We start from the raw sequence: 16,157 nt of genomic DNA, 5'->3' as shown, positions 1-16,157 counted from the left end.
CATAATGAAAGGAATGGAAATCGGTAAAGGAAGTATCTTTGAACTGGAAGGCATTCCCGCGTTTCGTCAGGTACTGCCGCTGGCGCTGCAGCATGTGGTCGCCATGATCGTCGGCTGTGTCACACCAGCCATCATTGTTTCAGGAGCCGTCAGCGGCGGAGGCATGTCTCAGGGAGACAAGGTGATCCTCATCCAGGCTGCTCTTTTTGTGTCCGCAATCTCCACCCTGCTCCAGCTTTTCCCGCTGGGCAGCAAGAGCGGATTCCACATCGGCTCCTCCCTGCCGGTCATCATGGGCGTCAGCTTTGCCTATGTGCCCAGTATGCAGGCCATTGCAGAGGGCTACGGCGTCGCCACCATACTGGGATCCCAGATCGTGGGCGGCTGTGTGGCCATCATAGTCGGACTGCTTGTAAGGAAGATCAGGGTGTTTTTCCCGCCTCTGATCACCGGGACCGTTGTGTTCACCATCGGCCTCTCCCTGTACCCTACAGCCATCAACTATATGGCGGGGGGCACCAGCAGCGAGACTTATGGTTCCTGGCAGAACTGGGCTGTGGCGATCTTTACGCTCGTCATTGTAACTGTATTGAACCATTTTGGTAAAGGGATCGTAAAACTGGCTTCCATCCTGATCGGAATGGTTGCGGGATACGTGGTCTCAGCCTTTTTCGGCATGGTAAGCTTCAGCAGCGTGGCCTCTGCCAGCGTATTCCAGCTTCCGCAGGTTATGCATTTCGGAATCAATTTCGAGGTATCTTCCTGTGTGGCGATCGGCCTTCTTTTTGCCATCAACTCCGTTCAGGCGATCGGTGACTTCACGGCAACCACAGTGGGCGGTCTCGGAAGAGAACCCAGTGACAAGGAGCTGCAGGGCGGTATTGTGGGCTATGGTGTCATGAATATCATCGGTGCCGTATTCGGCGGCCTTCCCACAGCTACTTACAGCCAGAACGTAGGTATCGTGGCAACCACAAAGGTTGTAAACCGGTGCGTACTGGGACTGGCAGCCATTATCCTGGGCGTAGCCGGACTGATACCCAAATTCTCCGCGCTGCTCACCACGATTCCCCAGTGCGTCCTCGGCGGCGCTACGGTATCTGTCTTCGCGTCCATTGCAATGACAGGTATGAAGCTGATCACCTCTGAGGATATGAACTACAGAAACACCTCCATCGTCGGCCTGGCGGCTGCCCTTGGAATGGGAATCTCACAGGCATCCGCAGCACTGGCTACGTTTCCGAGCTGGGTGACTATGATCTTCGGCAAAAGCCCGGTGGTACTGGCAACGCTGATCGCTATACTGCTGAATATCATACTGCCGAAAGAAGAATAAACGTAACTGCCCTTATGCACGGTCAGCGCAGTAAATGCGCAGACCTGGCCCAACAGTTACGAATCGACAATAAAAACCGGCCCTTGCCGTTATATCCACGGAAGCAGATATGCTGCTCCGGGTATAAACGGCGAAGGCCGGTTTCCTGCGTTTAGAATTTTTCTCTGACAAACTTTTCTATACAGTCAATCAGTTCCTCTGCAGTAAGAATCTGCTCTTCCGCTTCTTCTCTTGTTGCAATATAAAAATCGTCATAATCACTGGCGTGACGTATTTCTTCAGCTTCTGCTATTTTTCTGCCCAGGGTCTTTGGAAAAACCTCTGTTTTAATATAATTTTTGTTAAAATTTGCAAGCGCATCTTTATGCCTCTTGTAAACATTTCCATCTAGAGCATGAATAGCTGAGATCCCATGATAGATTCCATAATACGCTCTATTATTAGCGCCTCGAAATTCGCCCGCTTCAAGCAGAATCTTCGCAGAATTGATATCACTTTTTGCAGTTTCAATGCGATACAAGACCAAATCTTCTCTGGTCCCATTTCCGTTATGCTGCATCAAACAGCTTCACTCCTTCTCTTTCCACATTGGCATAAAAAGGATACACATTTAACCACTTTTTAAAATGATCCTCGTTCTTTGCCATAGGTTTAATATCCAAATCATAATCCATATTAAAGTCATACGTCATATCGGATAAATCATGTCTATAACTTTTAATCTCCATATCTGTCAAATCCAGCAGAATCATGATATCAATATCTGAATCCTCCGTATAATCTCCTCTCGCATAAGATCCATATAGAATAACAGACTTCAGGTGCTTGCCATATATCTTTGCAATCTCTTCTGTATATTGCTTCAGCCGTCTTTCCATTGCATCTAACATTTTACACCTCCTTGACAAAACATCTATTCCGCTGTTTCTATTGCCTGCGGTTCCTGATTCTCCTGAATCTGAGGCAGCGGGGTACTTAAGATTTTCATGAACTCTTCCCCTGTTATAGTCTCATTTTCAAAGAGGTATTTTGCCAGCTCATGGAGCTTGCCGATATTGTCTTTCAGGATCTTATATGCCTTTTCATGCTGTGTTCTGACCAGCTCTACCACCTTTTTATCAATCATGGTCTGGGTCTCGAAGGAGCAGGACAGGGAGGAATCACCGCCCAGGTACTGATTCGTCACATTTTCCATGGCAACCATATCGAACTCATCGCTCATACCGAACCTGGTGATCATGCCACGGGCCAGCTTCGTTGCCTGTTCTATATCATTGGATGCGCCGGTTGTGACAGAGTGGAAAATCAGCTCCTCTGCCGCGCGTCCTCCTGTGAAGGTAGCAATTTTATTCTCCAGTTCTTCCTTGGACATAAGGAAATGTTCCCCGTCCTCCACCTGCATGGTGTAGCCAAGAGCGCCGGATGTCCTCGGTATAATGGTGATCTTATGGACAGGTGCGGAATCCGTCTGCATGGCTGCAACCAGCGCATGTCCGATCTCGTGGTAGGACACAATAAGTTTCTCTTTCTCGGAGAGCACACGGTTCTTCTTCTGGTAACCAGCAATGACTACCTCAATGCTCTCCTCCATATCTGCCTGCGTGGCAAATTTTCTTCTGTCGCGGACAGCCCGCAGTGCCGCTTCATTCACAATGTTCGCCAGTTCGGCTCCGGATGCCCCGGATGCAGCCTTGGCGATCTCGCGGAAATCCACATTGTCGGATATCTTGATCTTCTTTGCGTGTACTTTCAGTATCTCCTCACGTCCCTGTAAGTCAGGAAGTTCTACCGGAATACGCCTGTCAAAACGTCCCGGACGAAGCAGCGCCGGGTCCAGGGAATCCGGACGGTTGGTTGCCGCCAGGATCACAACACCCTTTGATCCGTCGAAACCGTCCATCTCCGTCAGAAGCTGGTTCAGGGTCTGTTCCCGCTCGTCATTGCCGCTGATGTTTCCGTCACGCTTCTTACCAATAGTATCAATCTCATCAATAAATACGATACACGGTGCTTTTTCATTTGCCTGCTTAAACAAGTCACGTACTTTCGCCGCGCCCATACCGACGAACATCTCCACGAACTCTGAACCGGAAATGGAGAAAAACGGTACGTTGGCCTCGCCGGCCACAGCCTTTGCCAGAAGTGTCTTACCGGTTCCCGGAGGGCCTACCAAAAGGGCTCCCTTTGGCATGGATGCACCGATTTCCCGGTACTGGTCGGGATTGTGCAGATAATCCACAATCTCTGTAAGCAGATCCTTTGCCTCATCCTCACCTGCTACATCGGTAAACCGGATGCCTGTGGAAGATTTCACATAGATCTTGGCATTACTCTTGCCAAAGCTCATGGCTCCGGCTCCGCCGCCCATACCACTCATCATTTTCTTGCTCAGCCAGTTGCCGATGAATAAGAAAATGGCGATCGGGATGATCCAGGAGAGAAGGAATGTCAGGATGGGAGATTGTTTTTTAGGAATCTCTTTGCCGAACTTCACTTTCGCATTGTCCAGACGCTCCACTTCCTGCTGGTCATTAATCCTTCCGGTCTTGTAAACCTGGGTTTTCTCACCGCTCTTTATCGTATAATAAATCGTATCATCATCAAGGCTTACCTCATCTATCCTGCTGCCTTTTAAATCGCTCAGGAACTGGTCATACCTGACTTCCTTAATGCTTCTCTCCGCAATAGAAGGAACCAGCAGCGTGTTCAGAAGAATCAGAACAACTATGACGATAGCATAGTAAAACATGATTGGTTTTTTTGGTTTTTTGTCTTTTACTTCCATATATTTTTCCTCCGTGACCCCCTGCTCTTGTCAGGAAATCTCTGTTTTAAGTATGCCACTTTTCAGACAATTATTCAATGAAGAAGGTCTGTTTATTCTATTAAAAATATATGAATTGCCAAACCCGCTCCCTATATCAGAAGTAAAACTCCGTCCATTTTCCTCTGTAGCTTCTGCAGGGCAGACTGGGATGGTCTTTTCCCTCCAAAGTTCCTTTTCTCAGTTCCATGGCATCTTCCAGACAGTAAGAGATATATTCCCGGGAAACAGGGCAGCCGTGATGGGATGGAAGGATCACTTCCGCCCAGTCTGCATACCCCAGCAGTTTTTTAAGGCTTTCTATATACAGATCCAGGTTTCTGTTTTCACCAAACATGAAAATAGGACCTGATTTCTGAACTGTATCACCGGGAAGGAGAAGCCTTTTGTCCCGGTCCAGCAAAGCGATACTTCCGTAAGTGTGTCCCGGTATGTGAATGATCTCAAAATCATAATTGCCGGCAGTGATATGCTCACCTTCCTGTAGTTCATGAACAGATATATTCTGTGGAATCATATGCGCATCCCCGGCATGTACCCAGCATTCATGAAAATCTGACAGGCCTCCGGCGTGGTCCATATCTCCGTGAGTGAGAACTGCTTTCAGCGGCAGGTTTGTCAGCTTTGCCGCTTCTTCCGCGGTCCGGGAGTCAGCAAAGCCCGTATCTATGAGCAGGGCTTCCTCCTCATCTGTAATTAGGAATTCCCGCACTCTGCCGTCATCCAGAATGTAAAAACCTTCTTCATACTTTGTGATATCCATATGGGCACCTCCGTGCTATTTATCCTCACCGGTCAGGCGCAGTACGGCCTGGATTTCCTCCACGTCCATGTCCAGGAACGCGGCCAGTTCGTCTACACTGTATTTGACATCATCGTCCTCCAGAAGCTCTTTTATTTTTGTCTCCAGGTCACGGACCTTTTCCACGAGAATGTCATCCCTCTGCTTCTGGTCTGTCTGCTCTTCCACCATAAGAAGCATTGCATTTCTGATCTCGCCACACAAAAAGGTGTGATAATCTCCTGCTTCATGCAGCATTTCGATAGCTGTCAGAAGACCGATGTTCCCTTCGGCAATCATATCTCCGATGAAAATCTCCTCTTGCTTCAGCTCTCTGGCTGTTTTCACCACTTCTGTCATGTATAATTCGGCCAGGCGCTTTTTTGCTGACTCTTCCTGTTTCAGAGCCTTTTCAAAAAGGATTTCCCTTTCTCCCGGCTTTTCGGGAGGAATATCCTTCAGCGTGTTCTCGTATTCTTCCAGATACTCTGTTTCCTCCTGGGTGAGAGGTACTGCTTCGCTGTCTGCCGGGATACCGGCGGCTGTTGTGACGGGTGCTTCGCTGCCGGTTTGGCCGTCTGCCGCTGCGCTTCCCGGTCCTCTTCCGTCTACCTGGATTCCCTGTATAGCCAAATATTCATACACTTTCTGCATCTGGCCTTCTGTCAGGCCGTTGCCTGCGAAAATCCCTTCCACTGTATCTGCATGTATTTTCTTTCCATTTTCCACTGCCAATCCCAGTGCTTCACTGAGCTTCGCCTGAAATTCCTTAATCTCCATATCTGCCTCCTTATTTTATCACCATCCAAAGACTCGAATCATTCTCTGAATAGATGCATCAACCAAACTGTTCCATTACAAATCCCCGGCAGACGAGCTCACTGCCGGGGATTGTCTTAAAAACAGTATAATTGATTAGAAAAAACTTGTAAAGTCTTATAGCGAAGGGCCGCGCTGCAGTTTTTCCATCAGCAGCCGGTTCACCGTCTGCGGGTCTGCTTTTCCTTTCATCTCCTTCATAACCTGGCCCACCAGAAAGCCGAGAACTTTTGTTTTTCCACTTTGGTACTCCTCCACGGTTTTCGGGTTTGATGCAAGGATCTTTTCCACGATACTCTCCAGTACTCCTGTATCCACAACGGTTTTCAGCCCATTTTCCTCAATATAAGAAACAGGCTCCACATCCTCATCAAAAATCCGCCCAAACACCTTTTTTGCGGTCTGATTATTCACTTCCCCTCTCTCGCAGACCACGATCAAATCTGCCAGATGTCCGGGTGTAAAATGCAGGTCTTCCGTCTCCATTCCCCTGTCTTTTAACAGTCTCAGAGTTTCACCGATAAACCAGTTGGCTGCCTTTTTCGGAGCACCGGCAACCTCCTTCTGCTGAAGCAGGCTGACTGTCTGTTCATACAAATCTGCCAAATGCCTTGACTGTGTTAAAAGAGAGGCGTCATAGGCTGAGAGGCCAAACTCTTTCTCATAGCGTTCTGCCTTTTCTTCCTGAAGCTCCGGCTGACGCTCTTTTATCCGTGCCAGCCACTCCCCGCTGATCACTACCGGGGGCAGGTCAGGGTCCGGAAAATATCTGTAATCCTTTGCATCCTCTTTGGAACGCATGGCATAGGAAATTTCTTTATTGTCATCCCACCGCCTTGTCTCCTGCTGCACACATTTTCCCTCTTCCAAAAGTTCAATCTGCCGTTCCCGTTCCCCTTCAATCGCCCTGGCGATAGCTTTGAAGGAATTTAAATTCTTCATCTCCGTCCTGGTTCCCAGTTTTCCGCTTCCTGCCTCCATGACAGACAGATTCACATCCGCACGCATGGAGCCTTCCTGCAGCTTGCAGTCTGAAACGCCCAGGTACTGACAGATCAAACGCAGCTTTTCCAGATAGGCAATAACCTCCTCCGCATTTCTCATGTCCGGTTCGGATACGATCTCAACCAGAGGGACACCGCTTCTGTTGTAGTCCACAAGGGAACAGTCTTCCCACTCATCATGAATCAGCTTACCGGCATCTTCCTCCATATGCATCTCATGAATCCTGATCTTCTTTTTCCCTGATGCAGTCCTGATTTCCAGAAATCCGTCATGGCAGATGGGAAGATAGAGCTGGGAAATCTGGTAGTTCTGGGGATTGTCAGGATAGAAATAATTCTTTCTGTCAAATTTACAGGTTTGGTTTATCCGGCAGTTGGCAGCCATTCCAAGGGCCAGTGCATAATCAACCACCTGTCTGTTCAGAACCGGGAGAGAGCCGGGCATTCCGGTACATACGGGGCAGGTATGGGTGTTGGGTGCTCCTCCGAATTTTGCGGAACAGCCGCAGAATATTTTTGTGGCTGTGGCAAGCTCCACGTGAACCTCCAGGCCAATGACTGTTTCATATCGCTTAGCCATTATTTTACCCCCTTTCCGTATGCTTTCGGGAACTCTCCCCTGATTTTCTCATAAGCATATGCTGCCTGTATGATCTTCTTTTCCTGAAAACAATCCCCGATAAACTGCAGTCCCACAGGCATACCGCTGCTGTCCAGGCCGCAGGGAACACTTATGGCAGGGAGGCCTGCAAGATTGACACCTGCAGTATAGACATCACTCAGGTACATTTTCAGCGGATCAGCAAGGCTGCTTCCCACAGCGGGTGCCGTGGATGGAGCTGCGGGAGCGATCAGCATATCGTATTTTAAAAATGCATCGTCAAATGCTTTCTTTATCATGGCTTTTACCTTCAGCGCCTTCAGATAATACGCATCGTAATATCCTGAGCTCAGTACAAAAGAGCCAAGCAGTATCCGGCGCCTGACTTCCTCCCCGAATCCTTCCGCCCTTGTTTTTTTGTACATATCGTGAAGCCCTTCAAACTCCTCTGCCCTGTAACCGTATTTCACGCCGTCAAAACGGGCCAGGTTAGAACTGGCCTCCGCAGAGGCAATAATATAATAGGCCGGAATCACATAATCTACCAGTCCCAGGGTGAAGAATTCCACTACAGCGCCATTTTTTGTCATTAACTGCACTGCGTCCGCCAGTGATTTTTTCACGTCCTCGTCAAGTCCCTCTGACAGATACTCTTTGGGGATACCGATTTTCACACCATGCAGGTCCTGCCTCAAATACCGGGTAAACTGCAGGTCCTTGCGCAGCACAGACGTGCTGTCCTTAGCGTCATATCCCGCAGACGCTTCCAGCAGTGCCGCGCAGTCAGAGACATCTTTTCCCACAGGACCTATCTGGTCCAGGGACGAGGCATAAGCTATAAGTCCGTATCTGGATACGGTACCGTATGTGGGCTTCATGCCGACCACACCGCAGTAGGAGGCAGGCTGCCGGATGGAGCCTCCCGTATCACTTCCCAATGCTGCAAACACTTCATCTGCCGCCACTGCCGCACAGGAACCTCCTGAGGAGCCCCCCGGTACTTTTTCAGTATCCCAGGGGTTTCTGGTAATACCGTATGCAGATGTCTCAGAGGTACTTCCCATGGCAAATTCGTCCATATTGGTTTTACCCATAACAATCATTCCTGCACTTTCTATTCTGCGGACAGCCTCCGCATCGTACGGAGGAATAAAATTTTCCAGAATTCTGGAAGCACAGGTAGTTTTTCTGTTTCTGGTGCAGATATTATCCTTCACCGCAATGGGAACACCAGCCAGAGGGCCTGTGTATTTCCCTGCTTTTATGCCGTTTTCCACCTCTTTTACCCTGTCATATATTTTCTTCTCATCTATCTCCAGAAAAGCGTGGAGCGTACTGTCCTTTTTTTCAATCTCATCCAGGCAGGCTTTTACCGCTTCCCGGACCCCTACCTGACGGCTTTTTATGGCACAGCCAAGGGTAAGAGCTGTCATTTCTCTGATTTCCATTTGTCTATCCTCCTTACTGCACAGTTTTGGGGACCTGATACTGGCCGTCTTTGCTTTTGGGCGCGTTGGCGAGCATAGCGTCCCGGCTGTTACCGTTTGTCACAACGTCTTCCCGGAACACATTTTCCACAGGAAACGTATGGGCAAGAGGTTCCGTTTCTTCCGTATTCAGCTCGTTTAATTTATCTATATAATCCAGCATTTCCTGCATTTTTTCTCTGGCCTTTTCCCGTTCTTCGCAGGTTAGGGCCAGCTTTGCCAGAATCTCTATATTTTCCATGACTGTGTCATCTATGATCTGTTTTGCCATAATCTTTTCTCCTTCTCTCTACGGTTCCAGGCGGTTCATATCTCTCGGAAACAGGCAGGCCTCTCTTACATTATCTTCGCCTAAAAGCTGCATAGTGAGCCTTTCCAGACCGATGCCCAGGCCTCCGTGGGGCGGCATGCCGTACTTGAATGTATCCAGATACTGCTCCATTCCCTCCTGGCTCATCCCCCTTTTCTCCATTTTTTCTGTGAGCATATGGAAATCATGAATCCTCTGTCCGCCTGTTGTCACTTCCAGTCCTCTGAACAAAAGGTCAAAGCTAAGGGTAAAACGTTCATCTTCCGGGTCATCCATGGCATAAAACGGTCTTTTTTTCGATGGGTAATGCGTAACAAATACAAAATCCGCACCGTATTCCTCCTGAAAATACTGTCCGATCAGCGCTTCCTCCTCTGGCTCCAGGTCAAAAGGATTCTTAATCTTCCTTCCGTATTTTTCTGCTGCCAGCTCCTTTGCCTGGGAAAAACGAACGGTAGGAATCTTCCTTGTCTCCGGCAGATTCACCCCCAGAATCTTCAATTCTTCCGCATACTCCCTTTTCAGCAATTCCATTGTGTACTGCAGAAATCCGGTCTCCATGGCACAGATATCCATAAAACCATCAATATACCCCATCTCAAAATCCAGGCTGGTATATTCGTTCAAATGCCGCCTTGTATTGTGTTTCTCCGCTCGGAACACCGGGCCGGTTTCAAATACCCGATCAAAAACCCCCACCATCATCTGTTTATAAAACTGCGGACTCTGTTCCAGAACTGCAGGTTTATGGAAATAACTGAGTTTAAACAGGTTGGAGCCGCCCTCTGCCCCCTTGGCTCCGATTTTCGGTGTGTGTACTTCTGTAAATCCCCGAGTATATAAAAATTCACGGAATCCCCTGCACACGCCCTCCTGGATCTTAAAACGGGCACGCTCTTTTATATTCCGCAGTGATATGGGACGCAGGTTCAGTTTTGTCTCCAGGGAGGTATTCAGCTTCCACTTGTCTATGGCAAGGGGAAGGGGCGCTGCAGGTGATGAAAGTATTCGGACTGCACACAGGCGGAGTTCCTTCTGATGAGGCGCACGCGCTTCTCTGCGTATTGTGCCTGCGGCCCGGATACAGTCTCCTTCTTTTAAATCCGAAATTGATATATTTGTCTTTCCCTCCTCCCAGACAGTCTGCAGCAGGCCTTCTCTTTTTCTCAGTATTACAAACGCGATCTCACCCATTTTGCGAATGCTGTGCACGGTTCCCTCCACCAGGATTTCACCGTCTGTCTCCTGCTTTTTCAGCAGTTCCGTAAGCTCCAGGGTATCCTTTTCTCTGATGCCTTCCACAAATTCCATATCACATCTCTCCTTTTTCCAGAAATAAAAAAGTCCCGGGGATATCCAGAAAAATCCAGATACCTCGGGACAGGATATTCTTGATCACATCTTTGTGATCCGTTCAATCGCTTTCACTGTATTTTCATAGGTTCCGAAGGCTGATAATCTGAAGTAGCCTTCTCCATGTGCACCAAAACCACTGCCCGGTGTTCCAACCACGTTTGCTTTACGGAGAAGTTCATCAAAGAACTCCCAGGAGCTTAACCTGCCCGGTGTCTTCAGCCACACATACGGGGCATTGATGCCGCCGGATACAGAGTATCCTGCATTTTTCAGGCCCTCGTAGATCACCTTCGCGTTTTTCATATAATAATCCACCTGGGACCTGAGCTGCTCTTTTCCCTCCGGTGAATAGACGGCCTCCCCTGCACGCTGCACAATATAGGGAGCGCCGTTATATTTTGTTCCGTGTCTTCTGGACCAGAGGTCATGCAGGGACACACTGCCGCATTTTAAGTCTTTGGGCACTACTGTGTATCCGAGACGGACACCGGTAAACCCGGCATTTTTTGAAAAACTGTGAAGTTCGATGGCACAATGCCTGGCACCTTTACATTCGTACACACTGTGCGGTACGTCTTGTTCTGTTATATATGCTTCATATGCCGCATCATAAATGATCACTGCGCCGACGCGGTTTGCATAATCTACCCATTCCTGAAGTTCCGCTCTTGTAATACCTGCGCCTGTGGGATTATTGGGAAAACACAGATAAATAATATCTGGTGTCTCTTTCGGAAGCTCCGGAACGAAGTTATTCTCTTCCACACAGGGCATATAGATCATGCCGTCATAATTCTGCGCGTTTGGATTATAATTTCCTGTTCTGCCTGCCATCACATTGGTGTCCACGTATACCGGATACACAGGGTCGCACACAGCAATCTTATTGTCCAGCCCGAAAATCTCCTGGATATTTCCGGAGTCACACTTTGCGCCGTCGGATACAAATATCTCATCCGCTTCGATATCGCAGCCCCGGTTTCGGTAGTCATTGTCAGCTATGGCATTTCTCAGAAAATCATATCCTTTGTCCGGCGCATAGCCATGGAAGGTCTCCGCATTTGCCATATCATCCACTGCGCTGTGAAGAGCCCGGATAATTGCCGGCGCCAGGGGCTGTGTCACATCACCGATTCCCAGTCGGATAATGTCCGCATTTGGATTTTTCTGCTGATAGTCAGCTACCTTTTTCGCTATGTTGGAAAACAGATAGCTTCCCTGAAGCTTCAAATAATTATCATTGATCGTAAACATATCACATTTCTCCTTTATACTTAACTGTTCAGACTGCTGAACAGTTACTATACTTCGTCGTAGATAAGTGTCAGTATCATCTGTGCTGTCTCCACCATGCTGGTGGCACTGTCCATGCTGCATTTCTGTATATAACGGTACGCTTCCTCCTCTGTGAGATGGTTTCTGTCCATCAGAAGGAGTTTTGCGTTGGTAATATAGTTCTGGTCCCGCTGGCTGCGGGCTTTGGGCTTCTTCTTTTCCCTTTTCAGCCTTCGCTCAAGCTGGTAAAGCAGCATTTCTACAGTATTTACCAGCTCGTAAATGCGAATCGGCATGGTGACTGCCATGATTCCTGACTCAGCGGAACTTACCACATTTGCAGAGCCTATGAGCAGCATTTCAAAAAACCTGGGCAGGGAGCCAGCCAGTTCCCGATAATACATATCCGGCAGTTTATAACCACTGATGACCAGCCCTGCCGGGTACTTATTTATTTCCATCAAAGCCTGAGCGGCAGTTGTACATGCTACGGTATTTTCAAATCCATGCTCCATGAGGATTTTCCGTATTTTCTTTGCATCTTCCGATTTTGGCAAAACAATAATGATGATGCTCATGCACTGCCTCCTGTTCCTCTATACACGGTACAGATACTGTTCGATCTCCCATTCAGAAACCTGTTCCATGTAGCTCTTCCACTCCTTCTTCTTCGCCTTCACATAACACTTTGTAAAAGTTTCACCAAGTACGGCTCTCATGAGCGGGTCCTTGTTAAATTCCTCCAGCGCCTCACTCAGGTTTTCCGGCAGGGTATCAATGCCTGCATTTTCCTTCTCCTCCCTGGAGAGTTTACGGATATTTTCTTTCAGTTCTTTTGGCGCCTGCAGATTCTTTTCCATTCCCTCCAGCCCCGCTGCCAGACACAGCGCGAATACCAGGTAAGGGTTGGAGGCAGAATCGGGGCTTCTCAATTCCAGCCTTGCCCCCTCTTCCCGCTGGGTCTGAACCCTCACCAGCGCAGTACGCTGCCTGGACGACCAGGTAATGTCTGAAGGCGCCTCAAATCCCGGTGCCAGTCTTTTATAGGAATTCACAAGAGGGTTGCAGAGGGCTGTCATACCTTTGATATGTGCAAAGATTCCTGCCAGGAAAGAATACCCCTCCCTGCTCAGTCCAAGCTCATCTTCCGGGTCTGAGAAAATATTTCTTCCGTCTTTCATAAGATACATGTTTACATGCATGCCGGAGCCATTGGCGCCTGCTTTGGGTTTCGGCATGAAAGTGGCATGGAGGCCGTGGCGTTTGGCTATGGTTCTCACAGCCACCTTAAAGGTCATTACTTTATCAGCTGTCTCCGATGCGTCGGAGAACTGGAAGTCAATCTCATGCTGTCCGGGGGATATTTCGTGATGGGAAGATTCGATTTCATATCCCATCTCCTCAAGGGTCAGCACCATATCACGTCTGGCATTCTCACCCAGATCCACGGGACTTAAATCCATGTATCCGGCCTTTTCATGTGTTGTGGTTGTGGGCATGCCGTTGTCATCTGTGTGAAAAAGGAAAAACTCACATTCCGGGTTTACCATCAGAGAATAGCCCATATCTGCAGCTTTGGCCGCAACGCGGCTGAGAATGAAACGCGGGCTTTCTTTATAGGGTGTACCGTCTTCCTGATAAATATCACATATGAAACGGGCAACTTTTCCCTGCTGCGGCCGCCACGGCAGGATTGTAAACGTGGATAGATCGGGATGCAGATACATGTCTGCCTCCTCATTCCGGATAAAGCCGCCGATGGAAGACGCGTCAATGACGCAGCGGTTATCCATGGCTTTTTCCAGCTTGCTGGATGGGATTGCAATGTTTTTCAATGTTCCGAACATGTCGGTGAACTGCAGGCGAATGAACTCCACGTCCTCTTCCTCCGCCATGCGCAGGATTGCTTCCCTGGTGTAATTTTGCATTGTGGTATCTCCTCTCTTGATAGGATGATAAGGTGAAACCCGGGGGCCGGCGCCTGGTAGAAGGCGGGGGCGGGTGGTTGTGTAATTTTGGGTACGAAAAAAGGGCGTGTTTATCCAGAGTACCCTCCGAATAAGAACGCCCTTGTTCTTTTATTTATGGTTGGTATTATAGCAAGGGTTGTTGGGGTTGTCAATATGGGAAACTATTATTTATTACCTATTTTCACAAAATCAGTGATATCCGCCCAAGCCCCCACATTTGTAACCGGATCTTTTGTCGGACCCTGATTGTAGCATAGATAATACCGGTTATTATAAAAATAAATGTCTCCCAAACCCGGTGTTACTCTATTATCCCAATTATCAGTAGTATAGATCTCAGCATTCTTCTTCACATACAAACATTTATCTTTTCCATACCGCGTTATAAATTTCTCTAAACTATCGGGCATATCATCAGCATATATTTCTACAGGTTTAGGGATGATATAGTATTCGCCTCCGGTTTTAAATACACCTGCCGGCAGCGTAAATACCTTTTTACCATTATCTAAAAATTCTTGATAGTAATCTTTGTACTTCTTTTTCCCTGCTTTTATATTTAGAACATCTTTACCGTTTTTTTTCAGATGAATAGATCCGTTTCCATCCTCGTAATCCTCGTCATCGTCTTTTCCATCATCTTTTCCATCATCACCACCACCAGACGGCGGTTCTTCCGACTCACTTCCGCTGTCCAGATTATAGCACTCTACATACCTGACAGTAGAATAATCCCCGTATTTCCCGGAAATCGTCAGCTCTACTTTCATAATATTTTCAGGATATTCACTCCTGTCTGCCCATGAAAAAGATAAATCTTTTATACTGTATCCCATATACATTTTCTGGTCAAATTCCCAGTCAACTTCCTCATATGCACGTACCGGGTAATAGTAAATAACAAGTTTTTTTTCATCCGGAGACTCATCCTTAAACGCCTTTGTTTTAATGGTCACATGGCTGTTTCCCTGGTTATAGAAATCAACCATGGTCCCCTTTTCACCCTCTGCTACAGATAAGTATGAGGAGTCTTCATTCTTACTCTCTTTTTCTGTATATTCACCATTTGAAATAATAACATTTGTTTCTTTTTTATTTACTGTAGCCTGTGCACCTGAAATCTGGCCTGTTATTTTATCCATCAGGGTGTCCGATACCTGACGGCCCATATTAATCCCCTGAATATGATAATATACATTCATAGCAGATGAGATAGCTTGGCTGGTAAGAATGACAAACAGACTAATAAGTGCGAACGTAACTATAAGTTCAATTAACGTGACACCCTGTCTGCTGTTAAGTATTTTTCTGTACTCTTTTTTGTCCTTATTACATTTCATATTACCAGAACCCCTCTTGTTATCTGCGCGGAACCGTTACTCAGCTACCTTAAACGAATACATGTATCTTTTCCCATCTGTATAATACTGCATACCCGAATCTTTACCAAGAGATATTTCTTCTCCTGTTTTTTTCCCGTCCTCATCTGCTTCAAAAAGGATAACATCACTTTTCACCGGGGTACGCCGGGTTCCCTTGCCGGAACTGTCCAGTTTATAATATTCCGCGTTAAATGCTTCATTCTCCTTCATAATCTGCCGCGTGCGGTTCAGTACCTGCGAAGATACAGATACTACCTTGGAAAACATGAGAATCACCAGTACAACAACCAGAAAGGCAACCAGTGTTTCAATCATCGTGGAGCCGTCTTTATTCTCCTGAATCTTCCTGCAGTTCATCTCCCTCATCCCACTGCCACCCTTCTTTTTCATCTATCTTTGGATTCTTTGGTACAAATTCCCCATCGGAGAGCGCTTTGCCTTCTATCTCTTCAACGCTTAATACATAGGTCTTTGTCATGGAACTCTCAGATTTGCCGGCCGAGCAGGAAACTGTCACCACCAAAGTAGTCCCCTCTCCTTTGTCCGCCAGCTTATCTTCCCTTGTCCAGTATGCTTCCACATATGTATTTTCCAGTAATTCAGCCGCATTCTCTACCACTTCACCGGTCTCAGAACTATTCTGCCCAAGCTGCAGACGGCGTAATGCACGGTCATTCAGGTATTCTGCTTCGCCATAAGGAGGCCATTTTTCCTCCCGCCACACATTATCACGTATGTAGAACCAGAAAGGGTACTTCTCGGCTGCTCCCTTCTCATAGGCATCCTCTCTTGTGATTGTTATCTGCCGTTCCAATTCCCGGCTCAGTGTCTGGACTATCTCCTTACACTGAGCCGCATCATGCTCTCGGTTTGCCGTTGCATGAAGAGAAAAGGAAACCAGAAGCAAAGCCAGCCCGAGCATGACCAATACAGCCATAATAGCTATTGCAATGAGCATTGCGGATCCCTCTTTGTTTTTTAAAGATTTTTTTCTCATATCTGATTTCCTCTT

At 47.5% G+C, this 16,157-nt stretch carries 16 protein-coding genes; 1 reads left to right on the top strand and 15 read right to left on the bottom strand.

Annotated elements, in window-relative coordinates; translation table 11 throughout:
* Positions 1 to 4: 4 nt before the first annotated feature.
* Complete coding sequence (locus V8Q34_RS04725; RefSeq protein ID WP_103732288.1) at positions 5 to 1,336, top strand: uracil-xanthine permease family protein; 1,332 nt, start codon at positions 5 to 7, stop codon at positions 1,334 to 1,336.
* Between the two features lie 151 nt (positions 1,337 to 1,487).
* On the opposite strand, the gene V8Q34_RS04720 is transcribed toward V8Q34_RS04725, so the two are convergent.
* The 15 genes from V8Q34_RS04720 to V8Q34_RS04650 form a co-directional block, all read right to left on the bottom strand.
* Positions 1,488 to 1,898 carry a HEPN domain-containing protein gene (locus V8Q34_RS04720; RefSeq protein ID WP_033140669.1) on the bottom strand — a complete coding sequence of 137 codons (411 nt, stop codon included), beginning with the start codon at positions 1,896 to 1,898 and terminating at the stop codon, positions 1,488 to 1,490.
* Positions 1,885 to 2,226: a nucleotidyltransferase domain-containing protein gene (locus V8Q34_RS04715; RefSeq protein WP_103732289.1), complete on the bottom strand. Its 342-nt coding sequence runs from the start codon at positions 2,224 to 2,226 to the stop codon at positions 1,885 to 1,887. Before V8Q34_RS04715 ends, V8Q34_RS04720 begins: the two co-directional genes overlap by 14 nt.
* A gap of 23 nt (positions 2,227 to 2,249) precedes the next feature.
* Positions 2,250 to 4,121, bottom strand: coding sequence for an ATP-dependent zinc metalloprotease FtsH (gene ftsH / locus V8Q34_RS04710; RefSeq protein WP_335834943.1), 1,872 nt, complete (start codon positions 4,119 to 4,121; stop codon positions 2,250 to 2,252).
* A 136-nt stretch (positions 4,122 to 4,257) separates the two neighbouring features.
* Positions 4,258 to 4,923: an MBL fold metallo-hydrolase gene (locus V8Q34_RS04705; protein ID WP_335834942.1), complete on the bottom strand. Its 666-nt coding sequence runs from the start codon at positions 4,921 to 4,923 to the stop codon at positions 4,258 to 4,260.
* A gap of 15 nt (positions 4,924 to 4,938) precedes the next feature.
* Positions 4,939 to 5,721, bottom strand: coding sequence for an RNA polymerase subunit sigma-70 (locus V8Q34_RS04700; protein WP_148392031.1), 783 nt, complete (start codon positions 5,719 to 5,721; stop codon positions 4,939 to 4,941).
* A 156-nt stretch (positions 5,722 to 5,877) separates the two neighbouring features.
* Positions 5,878 to 7,344 (bottom strand): Asp-tRNA(Asn)/Glu-tRNA(Gln) amidotransferase subunit GatB, encoded by a 1,467-nt coding sequence (gene gatB, locus V8Q34_RS04695; protein WP_335834941.1) that lies wholly within the window; start codon positions 7,342 to 7,344, stop codon positions 5,878 to 5,880.
* The gene (gene gatA, locus V8Q34_RS04690; RefSeq protein ID WP_335834940.1) at positions 7,344 to 8,813 is read right to left on the bottom strand and encodes an Asp-tRNA(Asn)/Glu-tRNA(Gln) amidotransferase subunit GatA; all 1,470 of its coding nucleotides are present in this window, start codon (positions 8,811 to 8,813) and stop codon (positions 7,344 to 7,346) included. Before gatA ends, gatB begins: the two co-directional genes overlap by 1 nt.
* A gap of 13 nt (positions 8,814 to 8,826) precedes the next feature.
* Positions 8,827 to 9,123, bottom strand: coding sequence for an Asp-tRNA(Asn)/Glu-tRNA(Gln) amidotransferase subunit GatC (gatC, locus tag V8Q34_RS04685; protein WP_033140675.1), 297 nt, complete (start codon positions 9,121 to 9,123; stop codon positions 8,827 to 8,829).
* Positions 9,124 to 9,141: 18 nt separating this feature from the next.
* Positions 9,142 to 10,473 (bottom strand): aspartate--tRNA(Asn) ligase, encoded by a 1,332-nt coding sequence (gene aspS, locus V8Q34_RS04680; protein ID WP_335834939.1) that lies wholly within the window; start codon positions 10,471 to 10,473, stop codon positions 9,142 to 9,144.
* A gap of 84 nt (positions 10,474 to 10,557) precedes the next feature.
* On the bottom strand, positions 10,558 to 11,772 hold the full coding sequence (locus V8Q34_RS04675; protein ID WP_298076404.1) for an LL-diaminopimelate aminotransferase: 1,215 nt from the start codon (positions 11,770 to 11,772) through the stop codon (positions 10,558 to 10,560).
* 47 nt (positions 11,773 to 11,819) lie between these two features.
* Positions 11,820 to 12,371, bottom strand: coding sequence for an ANTAR domain-containing response regulator (locus tag V8Q34_RS04670; protein WP_103732295.1), 552 nt, complete (start codon positions 12,369 to 12,371; stop codon positions 11,820 to 11,822).
* An 18-nt stretch (positions 12,372 to 12,389) separates the two neighbouring features.
* On the bottom strand, positions 12,390 to 13,721 hold the full coding sequence (gene glnA, locus V8Q34_RS04665; protein ID WP_103732294.1) for a type I glutamate--ammonia ligase: 1,332 nt from the start codon (positions 13,719 to 13,721) through the stop codon (positions 12,390 to 12,392).
* 206 nt (positions 13,722 to 13,927) lie between these two features.
* Entirely contained in the window at positions 13,928 to 15,103 is a 1,176-nt protein-coding gene (locus V8Q34_RS04660; protein WP_335834938.1) for a pilus assembly FimT family protein, read from the bottom strand.
* 36 nt (positions 15,104 to 15,139) lie between these two features.
* Complete coding sequence (locus tag V8Q34_RS04655; RefSeq protein WP_256139765.1) at positions 15,140 to 15,511, bottom strand: hypothetical protein; 372 nt, start codon at positions 15,509 to 15,511, stop codon at positions 15,140 to 15,142.
* Positions 15,474 to 16,142, bottom strand: a complete 669-nt coding sequence (locus tag V8Q34_RS04650) for a hypothetical protein (protein WP_335834937.1) — start codon at positions 16,140 to 16,142, stop codon at positions 15,474 to 15,476. Before V8Q34_RS04650 ends, V8Q34_RS04655 begins: the two co-directional genes overlap by 38 nt.
* Positions 16,143 to 16,157: the final 15 nt, after the last annotated feature.

The sequence above is a fragment of the Blautia sp. JLR.GB0024 genome (assembly GCF_037000545.1).
GTDB classification, from domain to species: domain Bacteria; phylum Bacillota; class Clostridia; order Lachnospirales; family Lachnospiraceae; genus Blautia; species Blautia celeris.
Note: the sequence above shows the minus strand (reverse complement) of the source record. Positions and strands in the feature narration are given on the sequence as shown.

Excerpts from the sequence above, each read along its gene's own strand:
- ftsH (WP_335834943.1), bottom strand. The coding sequence starts at position 4,121 with ATGGAAGTAAAAGACAAAAAACCAAAAAAACCAATCATGTTTTACTAT.
- glnA (WP_103732294.1), bottom strand. The coding sequence starts at position 13,721 with ATGCAAAATTACACCAGGGAAGCAATCCTGCGCATGGCGGAGGAAGAG.
- V8Q34_RS04700 (WP_148392031.1), bottom strand. The coding sequence starts at position 5,721 with ATGGAGATTAAGGAATTTCAGGCGAAGCTCAGTGAAGCACTGGGATTG.
- gatA (WP_335834940.1), bottom strand. The coding sequence starts at position 8,813 with ATGGAAATCAGAGAAATGACAGCTCTTACCCTTGGCTGTGCCATAAAA.
- V8Q34_RS04705 (WP_335834942.1), bottom strand. The coding sequence starts at position 4,923 with ATGGATATCACAAAGTATGAAGAAGGTTTTTACATTCTGGATGACGGC.
- gatB (WP_335834941.1), bottom strand. The coding sequence starts at position 7,344 with ATGGCTAAGCGATATGAAACAGTCATTGGCCTGGAGGTTCACGTGGAG.
- V8Q34_RS04660 (WP_335834938.1), bottom strand. The coding sequence starts at position 15,103 with ATGAAATGTAATAAGGACAAAAAAGAGTACAGAAAAATACTTAACAGC.
- aspS (WP_335834939.1), bottom strand. The coding sequence starts at position 10,473 with ATGGAATTTGTGGAAGGCATCAGAGAAAAGGATACCCTGGAGCTTACG.
- V8Q34_RS04650 (WP_335834937.1), bottom strand. The coding sequence starts at position 16,142 with ATGAGAAAAAAATCTTTAAAAAACAAAGAGGGATCCGCAATGCTCATT.
- V8Q34_RS04675 (WP_298076404.1), bottom strand. The coding sequence starts at position 11,772 with ATGTTTACGATCAATGATAATTATTTGAAGCTTCAGGGAAGCTATCTG.
- V8Q34_RS04715 (WP_103732289.1), bottom strand. The coding sequence starts at position 2,226 with ATGTTAGATGCAATGGAAAGACGGCTGAAGCAATATACAGAAGAGATT.
- V8Q34_RS04655 (WP_256139765.1), bottom strand. The coding sequence starts at position 15,511 with ATGAGGGAGATGAACTGCAGGAAGATTCAGGAGAATAAAGACGGCTCC.
- gatC (WP_033140675.1), bottom strand. The coding sequence starts at position 9,123 with ATGGCAAAACAGATCATAGATGACACAGTCATGGAAAATATAGAGATT.
- V8Q34_RS04670 (WP_103732295.1), bottom strand. The coding sequence starts at position 12,371 with ATGAGCATCATCATTATTGTTTTGCCAAAATCGGAAGATGCAAAGAAA.
- V8Q34_RS04725 (WP_103732288.1), top strand. The coding sequence starts at position 5 with ATGAAAGGAATGGAAATCGGTAAAGGAAGTATCTTTGAACTGGAAGGC.